General features: G+C 72.2%; 12 protein-coding genes. 5 read left to right on the plus strand and 7 right to left on the minus strand.

Going from position 1 to position 15,756, the window contains the following annotated elements:
- Window positions 1-276: 276 nt before the first annotated feature.
- Genes ACIP60_RS24205 through ACIP60_RS24225 form a run of 5 tightly spaced genes read right to left on the minus strand, consistent with a single transcriptional unit; the run spans window position 277 to window position 5,839 of the window.
- Complete coding sequence (locus tag ACIP60_RS24205; RefSeq protein WP_400687643.1) at window positions 277-1,377, minus strand: GNAT family N-acetyltransferase; 1,101 nt, start codon at window positions 1,375-1,377, stop codon at window positions 277-279.
- Window positions 1,374-2,618 (minus strand): acetyl-CoA carboxylase biotin carboxylase subunit family protein, encoded by a 1,245-nt coding sequence (locus ACIP60_RS24210; protein ID WP_400687645.1) that lies wholly within the window; start codon window positions 2,616-2,618, stop codon window positions 1,374-1,376. The genes ACIP60_RS24205 and ACIP60_RS24210 overlap by 4 nt, the downstream gene beginning before the upstream one ends.
- A gap of 47 nt (window positions 2,619-2,665) precedes the next feature.
- Window positions 2,666-3,283, minus strand: coding sequence for an HAD family hydrolase (locus ACIP60_RS24215; RefSeq protein ID WP_400687647.1), 618 nt, complete (start codon window positions 3,281-3,283; stop codon window positions 2,666-2,668).
- Between the two features lie 10 nt (window positions 3,284-3,293).
- Window positions 3,294-4,577 (minus strand): MFS transporter, encoded by a 1,284-nt coding sequence (locus ACIP60_RS24220; protein WP_400687649.1) that lies wholly within the window; start codon window positions 4,575-4,577, stop codon window positions 3,294-3,296.
- Window positions 4,574-5,839 carry an MFS transporter gene (locus ACIP60_RS24225; protein WP_400687651.1) on the minus strand — a complete coding sequence of 422 codons (1,266 nt, stop codon included), beginning with the start codon at window positions 5,837-5,839 and terminating at the stop codon, window positions 4,574-4,576. The genes ACIP60_RS24220 and ACIP60_RS24225 overlap by 4 nt, the downstream gene beginning before the upstream one ends.
- A 454-nt stretch (window positions 5,840-6,293) precedes the next feature.
- Between ACIP60_RS24225 and ACIP60_RS24230 the strand changes: the two genes are divergently transcribed.
- From ACIP60_RS24230 to ACIP60_RS24240, 3 genes are all read left to right on the plus strand, one after another.
- Entirely contained in the window at window positions 6,294-6,893 is a 600-nt protein-coding gene (locus ACIP60_RS24230) for a hypothetical protein (RefSeq protein WP_400687653.1), read from the plus strand.
- Between the two features lie 313 nt (window positions 6,894-7,206).
- On the plus strand, window positions 7,207-9,117 hold the full coding sequence (locus ACIP60_RS24235; RefSeq protein WP_400687655.1) for a hypothetical protein: 1,911 nt from the start codon (window positions 7,207-7,209) through the stop codon (window positions 9,115-9,117).
- Between the two features lie 99 nt (window positions 9,118-9,216).
- A complete protein-coding gene (locus ACIP60_RS24240; protein WP_400687657.1) occupies window positions 9,217-9,390 on the plus strand; it encodes a hypothetical protein in 174 nt (57 codons plus the stop codon).
- A 422-nt stretch (window positions 9,391-9,812) separates the two neighbouring features.
- Here ACIP60_RS24240 and ACIP60_RS24245 read toward each other — a convergent pair whose 3' ends face one another.
- Together ACIP60_RS24245 and ACIP60_RS24250 are read right to left on the minus strand one after the other, a co-directional pair.
- Window positions 9,813-11,009, minus strand: coding sequence for a JmjC domain-containing protein (locus ACIP60_RS24245; RefSeq protein ID WP_400687659.1), 1,197 nt, complete (start codon window positions 11,007-11,009; stop codon window positions 9,813-9,815).
- Entirely contained in the window at window positions 11,006-12,139 is a 1,134-nt protein-coding gene (locus ACIP60_RS24250) for a HesA/MoeB/ThiF family protein (protein ID WP_400687661.1), read from the minus strand. The genes ACIP60_RS24245 and ACIP60_RS24250 overlap by 4 nt, the downstream gene beginning before the upstream one ends.
- A 391-nt stretch (window positions 12,140-12,530) precedes the next feature.
- On the opposite strand from ACIP60_RS24250, the gene ACIP60_RS24255 reads away from it, so the two are divergent.
- Together ACIP60_RS24255 and ACIP60_RS24260 are read left to right on the plus strand one after the other, a co-directional pair.
- Entirely contained in the window at window positions 12,531-13,835 is a 1,305-nt protein-coding gene (locus tag ACIP60_RS24255) for a M14 family zinc carboxypeptidase (protein ID WP_400687663.1), read from the plus strand.
- A gap of 675 nt (window positions 13,836-14,510) precedes the next feature.
- Window positions 14,511-15,755 (plus strand): hypothetical protein, encoded by a 1,245-nt coding sequence (locus tag ACIP60_RS24260; protein WP_400687665.1) that lies wholly within the window; start codon window positions 14,511-14,513, stop codon window positions 15,753-15,755.
- Window position 15,756 lies beyond the last annotated feature (1 nt).

A 15,756-nucleotide genomic window follows, 5' to 3' on the forward strand; every position in this document is an offset into this window, starting at 1 on the left:
GCGGTCTCCCCCGGGCGGGGCACCCCGCGCCCCGACCCGCGCGCCGCCGCGGGGGGCGCGGCGTGTGCCGCACCGGGGGGGGGGTGTCCCCGGGGGGCCCCCCCCCCCTGTGGGGGGGGGGCGCCCCCGTTGTACTTGCTGAACGCGGGTGTTGTGAACCTGTCTCCGGTTCGTGCAACCGTCCGGTTGTCAGCGGTGGAGAGCCGGGTTCACCCCTGTCCCCGCCGGCAGTCGCTCAACGCGTGCTCCGCCCTTGGCTCAGGCGGCGTGTCACCGTCACCACCGCTGCGTGCCGAGGTAGGGCTTCGCCTGCTCACCGAGTCGATGTGAGAGTTCGACCAGTTGGGCTTGCAGTTGAGGCATGTCGTCGGCCAGGTGGGCGACCGTTCGCAGTACGTCGGGGTGGAATCCGAAGCCGGCCTTCGCACGGTAGTTGGCTCGGCCGGCGTCGATGCGGTCGGCTCCGCTGGTGATGGCCCATCGGGCGGCTTCGCTGAGAAGCCAGGTGTAGGTCCTGCGGGCGCAGGGGTGGCGGTAATCGATTCCCGATGCCCAGAGGGACAGTGTGCCCCGGTAGAGCCAGCCGTAGAGGCCACCGACGAGCTCGTCGTTCTGGCGGGCCTGGAGGAGGACGGCTCCGGGAACGTCGGCGAGGACGTGGAAGTGGTCCGCGCCGTACAGGCGGGTTCCGTGGCGGTCGGCGGTGGTGTTGGCGAGGGCCGCGAACTGTGTCGCGAGGGGGTGTATGGCCTGTCCCGTCGCGGCCTCGAGGATCAGGCCCTCCTCGGTGCCCCGGCGCCAGATCCTGCGGGCCTCGCGCCGGGTGGAGTTGGGCATGCCGGCCCACCAGTCGTCGAAGGTGCGCCCGAGGTGCCTGGTGTGGGCGACGTCGGTGGCGAGGTCGAGGGTGTGGACCAGTTGCCCGTTCGCGGCTCTGGTGAGCGCGGTGGCCTGGTGGGGCCTGAGGCCGGGATGGACGACCGCGCACGCGTCGAGTTCCTTGGCCAGCGCGGTGCCGGCATGGACGGTGGCGGCGGCCATGGCGGCCCCTGTGGTGCCCGCGCCGTTGTACTGGGCGTGCGGGGAGCCCGCGTAGAGGACGGGTCCGGGCCAGATGGGCTCCATCCCGGCGTCCGCTTCCTGGCTGGCCCAGTAGGGGCTGCCGTTCGGGGGCACCAGGTAGAAGGAGACGGTCTCGGTGTGGACGTCCGCGGTGATCGTGGCGTGCCGGTGGTGGAGGACCTTCTCGGTGGTGACGGCCTGCCATGCCGTCGCCCACTGGCGGGTGCGCGAGGGGTGGCCGGGGGTGCGCGAGTCGGCGGGGGCGTCCTGCAGGCGGGTGTGCCAGTGGATGTCGGCCGTGAGGGGGCTGGTCATCGGGTGCGGACTCCGGGGGTGACGCGGTAGTTGAGGGCGGTGGCGGCGGTCGCGAGTCGTTCGCGGACCTGGGCGGGGTTCGACCCGGCGGCGACGAAGTGGGCGATCCGGTCGTCGATGCCGCCGTCGGGGGGCGGTGCGACGTGGTTTCCCGGGCGCTGCTCGAGGACGGCGCGTTCGATTCCGTCGATGTCGGTGGGGGTGAAGAGGAAGCCGGCCTCGGTGAGGGTCCCTGCGGTGGCGGGGTAGTGGAAGGCGACGCCGGCGCACTTGCGGCGGGTGGGCTCGAGGACGGGAGGCGTGCCGAGCGCGAGATCGACTGCGGCGGCGGCCATGTCGATGCCGGTCGCGAGGTGGACCAGGTGGGGGATCAGGTCGCCGCCGAGTCGGGGGTTGATCTCGATGATGCGCGGGCCGTGCGCGGTGAGGCGGACTTCGATGTGGGCGGCACCGTGGATGAGTCCGACGGCTCGCAGGGCGTCCTCGGCGACACGTGCGGCGGCTTGTTCGGCGCTGGTGGCCGCCGGGGTGATGAGGTGGCCGGTCTCCTCGAACCAGGGTTCCGGGCCGAGGCTCTTACGGGTGACGGCGACGATGTGGATGAGTCCGTGGTCGCAGATCGCTTCGATGCTCACCTCGGGCCCGGCGAGGTGCTCTTCGAGAAGCAGGCCGGTGCCGAGGGATGCCTGGGCGGCGAATGCCAGGGCTGCGGGCAGGTCCTGGGGCCGGTCGACTTTCACCACGCCGCGGCTTCCGGCGCCGGAGACGGGCTTGACGACGAGCGGGTAGCCGATCTCGGCCGCTGCCGCGGCTGTGGCGGCGGCCTGGTGGTGGGGGGCGACGCGGTGCCAGCGGGCGGAGGGCACTGCCGCCCGGTCGAGTGCGGTGCGCATCAGGCTCTTGTCGCGGCAGGCTGCGACTGCGGCGGGCGGCGGCCCGGGCAGGTCGAGGTCGTCGGCGATGCGGGCGGCGGTGAGGGCGGCGAACTCGTTCCACGTCAGGACGCCGCGTACGACGTACCGTTCGGCGACGAGCCGGACGGCGGCGCGGGTGCTGGCGAGGTCGGTGATGTCGGCGGTGGCGTGGCCGGCGAGGTAGGGCAGTTGCCAGGTGGGGGCGGCGGCGTCGAGGAGGACGAGCCGGTGGCGTCGGGCTGCCGCTTCGAGGGCGTAGCCGCGGTAGAGGCGGTCGCCTGCTCCGAGGAGCAGGACGCAGTCGGGGCGGCCGCTGGGGTTGGTCACGGGTTCTCCTTGGTGTCGGCGGGGCGGCGGAGGGTGCTCGGCGGGGTTCAGCAGGTGCCGGGTTCCGGGGCGAGCCAGTAGGCGGCGACGCCGAGCGCAGAGGTGAGGCTGTCGACCAACGGGGCTCCGGTATCAGCGAGTTCGCGGGCTGAGGAGGCCCCTCCGGTGTAGAGGACCACGCGGATGCCCGCGATCTGGGCGGCGAGCGCGTCGTCCGCTGTGTCGCCGATGGCGACGATGTTGCGTCTCGGGATGGCGAGGTGCTGGATGTGGGTGACCATCGCGCGGCTCTTGGTGCCACCGGTGGGGCCGAGGCGGCCGGAGATCTTGGTGAAGTAGTGGGCGATGCCGTGCTGGTGGAGTTCGTCGACGAGTTCCTGATGATGGTGGAGGGAGACCAGGGACTGCGTTCCTCCGGCCGAGCGCCAGCCTTCGAGGGCGTCGTGGGCACCGGGCATGAGGGTGGTGTGCTCGTGCTGGTATCGCCGGTAGGCGTCTTGGTAGGTGTGGTCGGCGAGTTCCCACTCGGCTCCGCTCAGAGGCCGGCCGATGAGTCGTGCGTAGAAGTCGGGCACGGGGATGCAGAAGGCGTCACGGTAGAGTGGGAGGTCGATGTGCGGCTGTCCGATCGCGGTGAGCGAGTCGTTGACGGCGAGGAGCCTCACGGATTGATCGTCAACGATCGTTCCGTTGAAGTCCCACAGGATGTGTGCCGGGCCGTTTCGGCGGGAGATCACTGGCGGTGTCCTTACGGAGTGGTCCGGGGCTCAGGGGTGATGGGCTGGGGGCCGCGAGCGAGGCGGCCGCGGTGAGCAGGGCGACGAGAGCGAAGCCCGCCGGAGCACCGGCGGTGTCGACGACGGGTCCTGCGAGCGCGCCGCCCGCTGCGGAGCCGAGGCCGATGGCCGCGATCAGCCAGCCGGCTGCCTCGGCGGCCGTTCCGCTGGGGGCGTGGTCGGCGCAGACCGCGAACGCGGCCGCCAGCGCGGGGGCGAGGGCCAACCCGGGCAGGAAGGCTGCGGCCGCTACCGCCGCAGGCGCCGTGTATGCCGCAGTGGCGACGGGCAGCCACCCGGCAGCACCGAAGGCGAGCAGGCGGCGAAGTCGTACGGCCGCTGGTACGCGCCAGGTGACGGCTGCTGTGGCCGTGCCGCCGATGAGGCTGCCGGCGCTGAAGGAGGCAAGGACGAAGCCCGCTTGCCCCGATGAACCGTGGGCCGTGGTGGCGGTGGCCGCGACAGCCTGGGCGCCGAGTGCGCCGCCGAGGAGGGCGAGCCCTACGTAGAGGGTCCGCAGACGGACGGAACGCAGCGGTCCGAGTGAGCCTCCGGTACGCCTGGCGGTTCGGTGGTGGAGGGCCGCGGGCGTGGTGGCGAGAGCGGTGACAGCTGCGGCTGATGCAACTGCGGTGGCGATGAGGACGAGTCCGGGCTGGGCGTGTTGGGCGGTGAGCGCGAGCAGCAGCGGGCCCGCGACGAAGACCACGCTCTGACTGGCTGCGTCCAGGGCGTAGGCGCTGGGGAGCAGGTCCTTGTCGACGGTACGGGGCCACTGGGCGCGCAGCACGCCTTCGACAGGCGGTGTGGCGAACCCGGCGAGGATCGCGGCTGCGGTCGCCGCGAGACCGACGCCGAGGAACGGTAGAGCTGTGAGTGCGGTGGTCGCAACGGCGGCGCAGCCGAGCAGCGGGGCGCGCATGCCGCGGTGGTCGGCCCAGCGTCCCAGGAGTGGCTGGCCCAGCGCGCATGCGATGCCGTAAGCAGCGGCGAGGCATCCGGCCCGGGTGTAGGAAGCCCCTGAGGTTGTGGCGAGAACGAGAATGGCGAGTGGTGCGACGCTGGTGGGAAGGCGCCCCATGAGAGCGGCGAGGATCATCCTGGGGACGTGCGGTGTGCACAGCACGCCGGTCAGGCCCGTGTGGTTAGTCCTGGTCTTGGTCGTGGGCGGTTGGTGGTTCATCGCTGGCTCCGATCGGCTCCGGGAGCAGGCGGGCTCTGCGGGCGGCTCTGAAGTCGGCCCAGGCCGATGGCGGCTGCGCCCGTGACCGCGGCATGGACGGCTGCGGCTGCAACCAGGAGGTAGGGCAGATGCTTGGGGTCGGTGCCGGCGGTCAGCAGGCCGCCGAGGGGCATCGGGAGGAGCAGGGCGAAGATCATCACTGCGACGGCGGCGCCGAACACGGACGGCGGTAGAAGGCGGACCCGGGTGGTACGGAGAACGACCAGGGCGACGCCCTCGGCGGCGGCCAGAAGCGCGAGCGCCGCGGTGAAGAGGGCGTAGGTGGGCGCAGCCGCTGCACAGGCTGTGGCAAGGGCTGCACCGGCGCAGACGGCCACGATCAGTCGGCGCGGCGCCACCCGGTCCAGAATCCGACCAGCGGCTGCGGCTGCGGCTATCGCTGCGGCTGCAGCCGCGCTCCAGGCGATGCCGACTGCTGCTGGGGACGTCGTCCAGGTGGCAACGAGCACGGGTGTTGCCGCCTGAAGAAGCGCGGCAAGGAGGTTCATCGACGCGAGGGCCGCCGTCATCCAGCACAGCACCGGCTGCTTCAGGACGGCCCGCACTCCGGCCCGCAGAGCTCGTGCCGGAGTGCCAGTGCTGCGTGCGTGCATGGGCCGGTGGGTCAGCGGCCAGGCGGCACCGGCTGCCATGGTCGAGAGGACCGCCACCATGGTGAACGCCCAAGCAGGTCCGGCGAGGAGCGCGGTGCCGGCAAGCAGAGGCCCCAGCAGGACGGTTCCCTGGTCGATCGCGGTCTGGGCCGCTTGGGCACGGGCACTCACTGCGACGGCGGCCCCGACCTTCTCCAACGTCAGGTAGCTGACCTCGTTGATCGCTCCGACAGCTGCACCTGCGGCGACGATGGCCAGTGGGCCGGCGCCCGTCATGAAAGCGGTGATGGTTGCGGCCGCCACCAGGACTCGGGCGCACGCGCTGGCGATGAGCAGTGTCCGCGGGTTGCTGCGGTCGATCAAGGCTCCGCCGCAGCTGATGGCCACGAGGCGCGCGGTCCACTCGAGGGCGAATGTGCTTCCGGCCCAGAGGGCGGATCCGGTGATCCGGAAGATGGCGACGGGGATCGCGGTCTGGGCCACGGACCCGGCCAGCGAGTCGCACGTTCTGATCAGGCCGATCTGGCGGGCGGTCCGCCGTGCGGCGGCGGCGCCATCCTGTTGGCCTTCGCTGTTCACGGCGGAGGGCATCACGAGTCGTCCGATCATCTGAGGGTGCCTGCTGCCACATCAGGCGCCTGTTGATCCACCCACAGGCGCTGGTGCTCGGACCGTTGCTGAAGCGTGGGAGGGACATGCCCGGCAGGTGTTGACGGGCGGCTCCTGCGGGCGGGTTCGTACCGCCGCAGCAAGATCAGCTTGAGCTCCCACGCCTGTGGATAAAGGTCGCGGTCGCACACCCATCTCAGATACGTAGAAAGGTTCGAGATTCTCAGCGATAGTTGGCCATTCTCAGCCGCAGTTGGCCGTGCAATAGCCTTCGCCTCTCCGGCCTGCACCGATGCACCAGGAAGGTTGAGAACAGGCGCGGTTGCGGCCAGCTACCCCTGTCAGCTCGACCCGCCGCCGGCTCCCGGCCCCGGTCGCCCGATCGAGGGTCCGCACGGCCACGGCAGACGGCGTCGCCCACCGCGCATCCGGACACTGTGGGACGGTAGGGACCATGTCCCCGAACGCGAACCGGCACCTGCAACCCGTCCCGGCCACCCGGCCGGTGGACGCCCCCGAGGCCCACGAGCTGTCCGGCCGCGACCGAGCAGCCGCCCTCGTGGATGAACTCCTCGCCGCAGCAGCCGAGTTGCAGTGCATGCCGGGCTACGTCAACGGCGACCACATGGACGAGTGGCATGTCCCCGCGAGCAAGCGCCTGCTGGAAGGCCTGGCAGAACTTGCCGCCGCGGTCCGCCGGCCCGAACTCGAGCTGCAACTGCGCCGGCTGGACAGCCCCCGCTGCTACCGCGATCCACACCCCGGGCGGCCGACGCGCGGCGTCCGGATCTGCGGACGCCCGGTCGACGCCTGGCACCAACTCTGCCCGGAGCACCAGGAAGTCGAGGACCGCGCTCGCGCGGCCCACCGCGCCCAGGCCGAAGCCCAGACTGAGCAGGCGCGGCTGCGACGCGCCGCGGAGAACCTGCGTGCCCTCCAGCGCCCCTGCCCCCGCTGCGAAGCCCGGCCCGGCAGCGGCTGCACCACCCGTAACGGCAATCCCTGCGACACCCACACCCCCCGCAAGCGGGACCGTCCGGCGACCAACCGGTAACCGAACCCCGATCTGCCGGGACAGCCAACGCTCCCAGGGGAGACCCCTCCGGCGCAGGCCAGCCCGAGCCGACGGATCAGCGCAGCCGGCCACCCGCAGAGATCCCCTGACGGACACGGCCGTCAAGTCCGCGAGTCCATTCTCACCCTTCTCGGGCAAAGAGGCCCGAACCGCGTCCTGGATCGGGCAGGATGACGCCATGCCTGCCCCGATCACCGCCCTCCTCCGATGCTCAGGCTGCGGGCGCAGCCACGCCGCGGCGAGCGATCAGTCCGAGTGGAACGGGGACTTCACCAAAGGTGTTCTCAGAGCGGTGACCTGCCCGGGGTGCCAGACCCCGGCGCAGTCGGTCGAGGCGCTGATCAACGCGGCGATGATCGACCCGAACACCATCAGCTACACCCCCGACGGGCGCGCACGGGCCCTTGAGCCGGGGATGTGGACCAGGGTCGAGGCCGCCTCCCACCCCCTTGTCGAGGACGATCCGGACGTCCACCTCGCCATGAGCGTGCGCGACGGCAAGCTGCTGATCTCCGTCGCTCGACACAGTGACGCCGCTCTCGTCTCCGCGCTCGCCCCCGGCCCCTGCGCGGACGTCGCCACGGCCGCGCTTACCGCAGCAGGCGCCACCCACACCGGACGACGGGTGACGGTCGCCGCCGAGGACGGCTTCCCGGCCGACACGGCGCTCCTCGTCGCCGACCACGCCACCCTCAAGGACCATGAGGACCGCGGCGAGCTGATCCTGCTCTTCAACCCCGATGTCGACCCGGCTCTGCTGCGCGCCGTCGCCCCCGACATCGCCGCCGCCATGCGCAGCCAGCTCCGCTCCACTGTCGGCACTCCGGACGGGCCCCGCAGCTTGCCCGGCCAACGGACTGACGGCACCGACCTGACAGCGGTGGGGCTGGCCACCAGCGGACCGGCCTGGCAGCAGTTCTGGTACGGCCCGGGCGACTCCGGCTTCGACCTGGAGGCCGGCCTGCGTGGCTGGACCGAGCGGGTCATGGCAGAGAGCGGCGCAACCGCCCTCCTGGCCACCCGGTACGGGCTGAACTGGGCTGAGCTGCCTGCCGACCACCGCGCGCAGCTCCACATCCCGGAGAGCGGCGACGGGCCCGGCCTCAGCCTGGCCACCCTGATGCTCGGCACCCGCGAGAGCGACTGGGAGTGGGACCGCCGCTTCGCCCGCGTCTGCCCCGACCGTCTCCCGTCCGACCTGCGCGGCCTCGTGCCCACTCACCTCAGCGCGCTCCGCTCCGGCCTCGTCCCTCCCGCTGCCTTCCAGCCCGACCGCCAGCGCAGCCCCGCCGCCCGCCTGGCCCACCGCGTTGCGGCGCTGGCCACCACCGCGGCCTACCTCGCCATCGACCACGCGCACTTCGTCCCCGCGAACCTCGCCCTCGACGTCGCCACCACCGCCGAGCCCGACCCCGGCACCCTCCGGGCGCTGCGCCTGCCAGGGCCGTGGAACCTGGTCCTCCACGAGCCGGTGCCGGTTCGGGCGATCAGCGCCGACGACGACGAGCTGGAGGTCATGACCGCCCACGGGGTGGTGCTGGGCCGCGAACAGGCCGTGCTCGGCGCGGTGCTCGCCGCTCACCCCGACCACACCGTCGACACGAGCATGGGCCTGGTCCTGGTCACCGACGTCGACGACCGCGGCACCCGCCGCTGGTACCTGCAGCCCGCCGCCTACGGCAGCCACCCCGCCGGCCGGCTCCTCTACTCCTACGCCGCCCAACTGGGCTTCGCCGCCTGGCTGAACGCGCCCGAGCCGCCTGCCCGCGGCACCTCTGGCAAGCCGGATTCCGCTAACCAGCTCAAGCGCCTGGCCAAGGACCCTGCCGTCAGGGCCGGCGCCCTGCACCGCATGCGCGTCCTCGACTACACGCCACCGCCGGCCGAGCCCGCCACGTCCCGGCCCTCCGGCGGCACCGGCACGCCGCTGAGCCACTCCGGCACCCGCCGCGCCTACTGGAAGCCCGGCGTGCGGATCGGCATCCGCGACGGCTCCGGCCGCAAGGTCGGCCCCGTCTACAAGGACGGCGCGATCGAGGGCGAGACCTTCACCCGGGAACGCCGGTGGATCCGCCGCCCCGACGCACGCCTGGACCTGCCCCCGCGTCCGGACCGCCACGTCTACGAGCTCACCGACAACCCGACCCCTGCCGACCACCGGCCGGCCGAGGGCGGCCGCGACCCCGACAGGCTCGCACCGTGACCGCCCAGCCCCCTCCCCCCCGAGGGCACCCTCCAACTGCCGGTCGACCCGGAAGCCACCGCGGGAGTCGACGCCTGGCTCAAGCCGTACGGCTGGTGCGTGGAACCCGATCCCGCGCAGGCCCGGCCCGGACACTTCCGCCTGCGCCCTCGCAGGACGGACCCCGACGACCATAACGGCGGCCTCACGCTGATTCCCGGGGCCACCATCCGCTGGACCGGCACCACCATCACCCGCGAAGCCACCACTCCCCCGGGCACCTCCGACCGCTGATCGCCTAGATCGGGAACTGGGCCAGCGTTACCCTCTGAAGGGGTTGATACAAGGTCACCAACGCTGTGCTGGGGGCGTCGCGCCTCTCGCACGAGAAGCTCTCCTGGCCGTTTTGCCGCGCCCGCAGCCGTCCGGCTGGCCTTACCTCCCGGTCCAGGTCGTCCTAGGTGGTGTTCGTTCGCGGTCAGGAGGTTGTTGGGAGGTCGGTCCACCGGATCCGGCCCGCATTCCGTCTCTCTGGCTCAGGTCACTCCAGTCGCAGAGGGGTTGGCCACTGCGCACCGCTTGCCTCGACTGCGGCGGTAGCCGCAGGGAACAGCCGTCCCGGCCACTAGAGTGGCACCGCACACTCGGCGCCACTCTGGCGGCTGTCCGATGCATCCGGTGCTGGGAGTCGGGCTGCGTGCGGCGTCCAGGGGTGCTCAGGCGATGGTGGCAACGATCCCGCTGCCGGCGAGGCTTCGGATGATCTCGGAGGCCGCGGGGACCGAGACGCCGGCCTCGGTGGCGAGGTCGCCGAGGGTTGCCACCGGATTCGCGAGCAGCGCGGTGACCACCGACTGCCAGCTGGCCGAAATCCCCCAGGTGCGGTTGGCGCCGTCGAGCACGAGCCCCTGCCCGGTCACGGACAGACGGGCGCGAGGCAGCAGGAGCCGGACCTGTTCGGTGCCCGTCGGTGCGGGAACCTGGGTAGGGGCCGGGGCGGGTATCGCGGTGGCCGCTCGGACCGGGGCGCAGCGGTCGCGGGCGGTGTAGTACCGGTCGAGGACTGCGGGGTTGTCCAGTGCGGCGGCGATCCGCTCCGCCAGGGCGGCGAGGTCGGTATCGGCGGTGGCAGCGCTGTGCGGCAGGTCGGCGCGCAGGACGTCGTGTTCGGGGTCGGTGGCGAGCCAGGTGAGCAGGTCGGTGGTGGTGTGGGGAGTGAGGGCGCAGGTGAGGTGGAGGGAGGGGCCGTTGGTGGCGGCGACCTCGTGCCACCAGCCGCGGGGGAGGTAGAGGACGTCGCCGGGGTGGAGGGTGAGCGTGCTGTCCGGTGGCCCGGCGGGGGCCGGGGCGTGGACGGCGTGGGTGGGCCAGGCGACGGTGGGCCGGGTGAGGGTCCAGTGCTTTGTGCCAGCTACCTGGAGGACGAGGACGGCGTGGTCGTCGAAGTGGCTGTTGAAGGCCTGGACCTCGGTGCGGGAGGTGTAGGCGGTGATGAGCACGTCGGTGCGCAGTTCGGCTTCGAGGACGGTTGCGAGGTCGCGCAGCGGTGGGTGGAGGTGGTCGATGGCGTCCAGGACCAGGGAGGCGCCAGCGTCGAGGAGTTCGGTGAGCTTGTCCGGTCGGATCTGGTGGCGGGTGGTGCCCGGCCGCAGGGTGAGGGGGGCGGTGTAGTCGGCCTGGGGCAGGAGGGCGCGGTCGCGGGCGAGTTGGAGCTGGGGCGGCTCGAGGTGGTGGTGGGTGAGGATGGCGTCGAGGTCGCGCCAGGCGAGCAGGTGCTCGGGCTGGGTGACGGCGGCGGGCAGGTGGTGCGGGCTGCTGCGGTCGGCGTTGACCGTCTCCAGGACGTGGTGGAGCCAGGCGAACGGTGCTTCGGTGGGGGCGGGTCGCCAGCTGGTGGTGGGCTGCGCGGTCACTGGTCTCCTCCGGAGGCGGTGGCGGGGATGGGAGCTGCGCACGCGGGGCAGGCCGGGTCGCGGGGGTGGGTGATGGTGCGGGTCCGGCCCGGCGTGAGCAGGTTGTGGATGTGGACGGTGCCCGGGGTGAGGGGGGTGGTGCCGGTGAGGTGGCTGATGGCGGCGTGTGCGGCATAGGTGCCGGACAGGGCCGCGGTGACGGCGCTGACGGGATGTCCGATCGCCTTCGGGAGGGCCTTGATGGCGTCGGCGGGGTCGGTGACGCCGAGGTCGTGGGCGCCGGCTTCGCCGGTGCGCAGGCACTGCCAGCAGGGTCCGCCGTGGTGGCCGGGCCGGTAGAGGGCGGTGCTGATGACGGGGCCGGTGTAGCCGCCGTCCACCCACGGGCGGCCGGTGGCGATGCTCGCCCGGTTGGCGGCCTGGCGGAGTCCGGCGGGCTCGTCGGCGCAGAGGACCAGGATGTCGGTGTCGGCCATGAGCTCGGCAATGCGCGTCTGGGAGGTGACCTGTTCGGCCTGGGCGGTGATGGCCACGTGGGGGTTTTGGGCGCGCAGCCGGGCGGCGGCCCGCTGCGCCTTGGGGTGTCCGATGTCGTCGGCGGTGAACAGGATTTGGCGGCCGAGGTTGGACTCCTCGACGGTGTCGTGGTCGACCAGGTGCAGGCGGCCGACTCCGGCGGCGGCGAGCAGGAGGGCCGCGTGGCTGCCGGCCCCGCCGGTGCCGAGGACCGTCACAGCGGCCCGGCGCAGGGCCAGCTGCACGTCCCAGGCGGGGCGGTCGGTCGGGTCCGTCCAGGACCAGAGTTCCACCGCCCGGCCGTAGCGGACGAGTTCGGCGGCCGTGAACTCGGCGGGCGGTGTGGCGGCGGCGTCGTCGAGGCGGCCGTTGGCGGCCAGGTCGGCGAGCAGGCGCAGGATCTGCTCGTCGGTGCGGTCCGGGTGGGCGGCGCGTACCGCGGCGCAGATCTGGGCGGTGGTGCGGGTGCCGTCCAGCTGGGTGAGCAGGGTCCAGCGCCATCCGGTGTGGTCGGGGATCTCGGCGGCCAGGCCGGGGATGCCGCCGCCGATGCGAACCGCTCCGGTGGGGGTCCGGTAGGGGGCGTGCTCGCGGCGGATGCGGGGTAGCTCCACGGGGTGCCTCTCGGTGGTGGGATCCGGACGCGGGACGGGCCCGGCAGTCTGCGCTGTCGGGCCCGTCGTGGTGTGTGGTACTGGTCAGCCGGAGACGTTGGTCAGGGCCGGGGTCTCGTCCTCGTGCAGCAGGCGGATGCCGGCCTCGGCCTCCTCCTCCGGGTCGACGGCGGTGACGGCGGTGTTCTGGGCGGCGTCCATGGCGGACTCCTTTCGTCGGTGAATTGCTGGGCCCTATCGAATCAGCCGACCTGGGGAATTGGCAAGTGATTCCCGGCCAGTTTCCAAAACCCCTTACCGGCCGATTGATTGCACGCTAAAGTGCGGTCCGGCCAATCCCGGAAAAACTGACCGGGGATGGCTTTACCGTCTGCGAAAGGAATATTTAGGCGTGTCTAAAATCGACCTCCGTGCCCTGGGACGACTCGTTCGGCGGGGCTTGGCGGCTCATCCGCCCGGCCGTCGGGTCCCCTCGGTCGAAGCTCTCAGCCGGCACATCAAGCGCCTGGCCGCGCAGGCGCCGGAGCTGTGCCGTCTGCGCCGGATCGGGACATCCCGGCGGGGCAGAGCGCTGGACCTGCTGTCGATCGGCCAAAGCGGCCGGGCTGTCCTCGTGGTCGGCGGCCCCCATCCGAATGAGCCGGTCGGGTACGCCACCATCGCGTTCCTGACGGACCTGGTGGTGGAGCGGCCAGAGTTGCGAAGCGGCGTTTCCTGGCACTTTCTTCCGTGTATCGACCCGGACGGGGCAGCACTGAATTCCGCCTGGACGGGCGAGGAGCCCGACCTGGCGTTGCAGCACCGCTTTTTCTTCCGGCCCGCGCTCGCCGAGCAGCCGGAATGGACTTTCCCGATCGCCTTCGGGGATGAGGTGTTCCGGTTCTCCCTTCCTGAGACCGATGCGCTGGCGGCCGTGGTCGACGAGCTGAGGCCCGCAGTCACGGTGTCGCTGCACAACTCCGACTTCGGGGCGGCCTTCTTCGTCCTGAGCCGCGACGAGCCGGACCTGGCCGTGGAGCTCTCAGCGGCCGCGGGCCTGTACGGGCTGAGCGGCGGGGCGGTGCCGACCGACACCCAGGACTGGGAACGGTGCGGCCCGGCCGCGTTCGTGATGCCGCCGGCCGACCGGCTGGTGATCCGCGGCCGCGACGGCGAGCGCCCTGGCCACGGTTCGCACCTGGGCCACTACGCCCAGCGGCACGGCACGCTGACCGTGATGCCGGAGGTCCCCCGGTGGCGGGTGGGTGCGACCATCCCCGGCGGGCGCCCCGCGCTGCTGCGAGCGGAGGCCGAACGGCTGGACACCCGGATGGGCGAACTCGCCGCTCTGCACCGGCTCGCCGGCAGCCCGACGCGGACAGCCTTCGGGCGGGCGCTGGAGGACACCTTCGCGGTGGCCTCCACGCTGGCCCGGTCGCTGGTCGAGCGCGCCGGAACGGGCCGGCCCGTCGCAGGGGAGGAGATGGCCGATGTGGTCTATACCCGCGTCCAACTCTCGCTTCGAGCCGCCGGAATGCTGTCGCGTGAGCTTGACGACCCGAGGGCCGCCGGCGTCGGGGGCCAATCGGCTCAGATAGAACGCCTGCTGACGACCTGGGCCGATGAGGCCCGACGCGACCTGGCGCTCGAGCAGCAGCGGCTGGCGGATCTGGTGGCGCTGCAGGCGCATGCGGCCCTCGCTGCGAGTCGGTGTTAGGCCCCGGCGGAGGATGACGCGCAGCCGCAGCGCTCCCTGCGCCAACTTCGCGGCCGGCTGCGCAGCACTTCGGTGGGGCGCGACGGGTGTTCCGCCGGGGCGCTGGAGCGGCATCCGGGCCGGGACAGCCCACCGTTGCCTCGGCCCGCTGTTGCGGTGGGACGCCACCTATACCTCCTTCGCAGCAGTCGAGTCGGGGCCGGTGCCAGCGGCAGGGGAGCGCCGCCGGCACTGGCACCTCGAGCCTGGCCCGGAACAGACGGCACCGCTACGCCGCCGATCCGCCACTTCCCCGCCACTTCCCCGCAGCTGCGGTTGGCGGACGCCATGGCGCATCTCGGATTTGGGACTTTCGCCCAGGTTTCATCAGGGGGCAGGGTAGGCCGGGCAGCTTGAAGTGGCGGTGAAGTGGCCGGACCGGCGCCCTGGCCACACCATCGCGTGCGGTGGATGCTGGGAGCACCACCACAGGACCGGTGTCCGACTTGCCCAATCAGGCCTGTTCGCGTGCGGCCAGCCGGTATCCTGTGGGACACCTTGATGGCCTGTCAGGCGGGCAACTCGCCCCGCCGATGGGGTAGTCGGTGGCGAGCGTGCCCGGTCGGTCGGAGCCGGCGCTCCCCGATCGGGTGAAGCGGAGTGTGGCCGGCAGGGCCTCTACCGGAGGGTCGTGAGATGACGCACAGGTTCCGTGAGGAGGTGCAGGCGCACCGCTGGCCGTACGAGGTGTTCTACAACCGGTTCCGGGCCGCAGCTCTCGAAGTGGCGGAGTCGGAAGGGGACCCGAGCATCGCGCAGGTATCGGTCTCCTCCCGCAGCTTCGAACGCTGGATGGCCGGTGATCTGAAGTCGCTGCCGCGGTACGAAACGGGCCGGGTCCTTGAGCACCTTCTGGGCATTCCGTTGAAGGTGCTGTTCGCGCGCGCCGACGATGCAGCGAGCGGCGTGGACGAGCAGCCGCCGCCGATGAGCGGCGGCGACCCTGCGGCTGCGGAGCTGGTGCCGGGGCGTACAGGAGCCCCCGATCCGGCCCTCGTGCCGCACTGGGCGACCCTGCTTCGCATCCTCGCCGAGGCCCACAACGCCATCGGGTCGGCGCACGTGCACCGGTCCGCGGTCACGGAGATGACGCTGATCCGCGGGGCGCGGCGCCAGGCGCGTGGTCACCTGCTGAGGTCTCTGCTCGGGATTGAGGCCCGGTGGGCCGAGTTCGCGAGCTGGACGGCCGAAACGCTCGGCGCGTCGGAGGACTCGGCGTACTGGCTCGACCGCTCCCTTCACCTAGCCAGAGAAGCGACTGACGGCACCATGACGGCCTACACCCTCATGCGCCAGGCCCAAAGCGCGATCGAGCGCCGGGACGCCGCGACCGCCAAGAGGCTTGCCGGCCTCGCCGTCCGGAACGGCGAGGGCGCCCCACGTGATCGCGCGCTGTCCGCGCTCCGCCTGGCGCAGGCCCTCGCTCTCAGCGGGGACGCCCATGGCAGCGAGAACGCTCTGCGCGCCGCCTCCCGTCTGGTGGATGAGGCAGACGAACTGGGACTCGACGACGACCCCGCCACCATCGGCCAGCACTGTCGGCAGGCGTACGTCCAAGCCCACCGAGGACACTGCCTCCTCCTGCTGGGGTGCCACGACCACGCTGTACGCACGCTGGAGGAGACCCTCGGCTCGTGGCCCCAGGAACTGCGGCAGGACGAGTACCTGACCCGGGCCTGGCTCGCCCTCGCCTACGCCGGCAGCGGGCGCGTCTGCGAAGCCGCCGCCACCGGAGCGGACCTCCTGAGCACCGCCCGCGGCTCCACCCGCGTCCTTCGCCACCTTCGCCAGCTCGACCGTTCACTGGCCTCCCACCCCGGCTCTGCGGCCGAGGTGGCCGCCTTCCGCACCGCAATGGCCACCTCGGCCCCCAGGATGTGAG

This window comes from Kitasatospora sp. NPDC088783 (assembly GCF_044750705.1).
Lineage (GTDB): Bacteria > Actinomycetota > Actinomycetes > Streptomycetales > Streptomycetaceae > Kitasatospora > Kitasatospora fiedleri.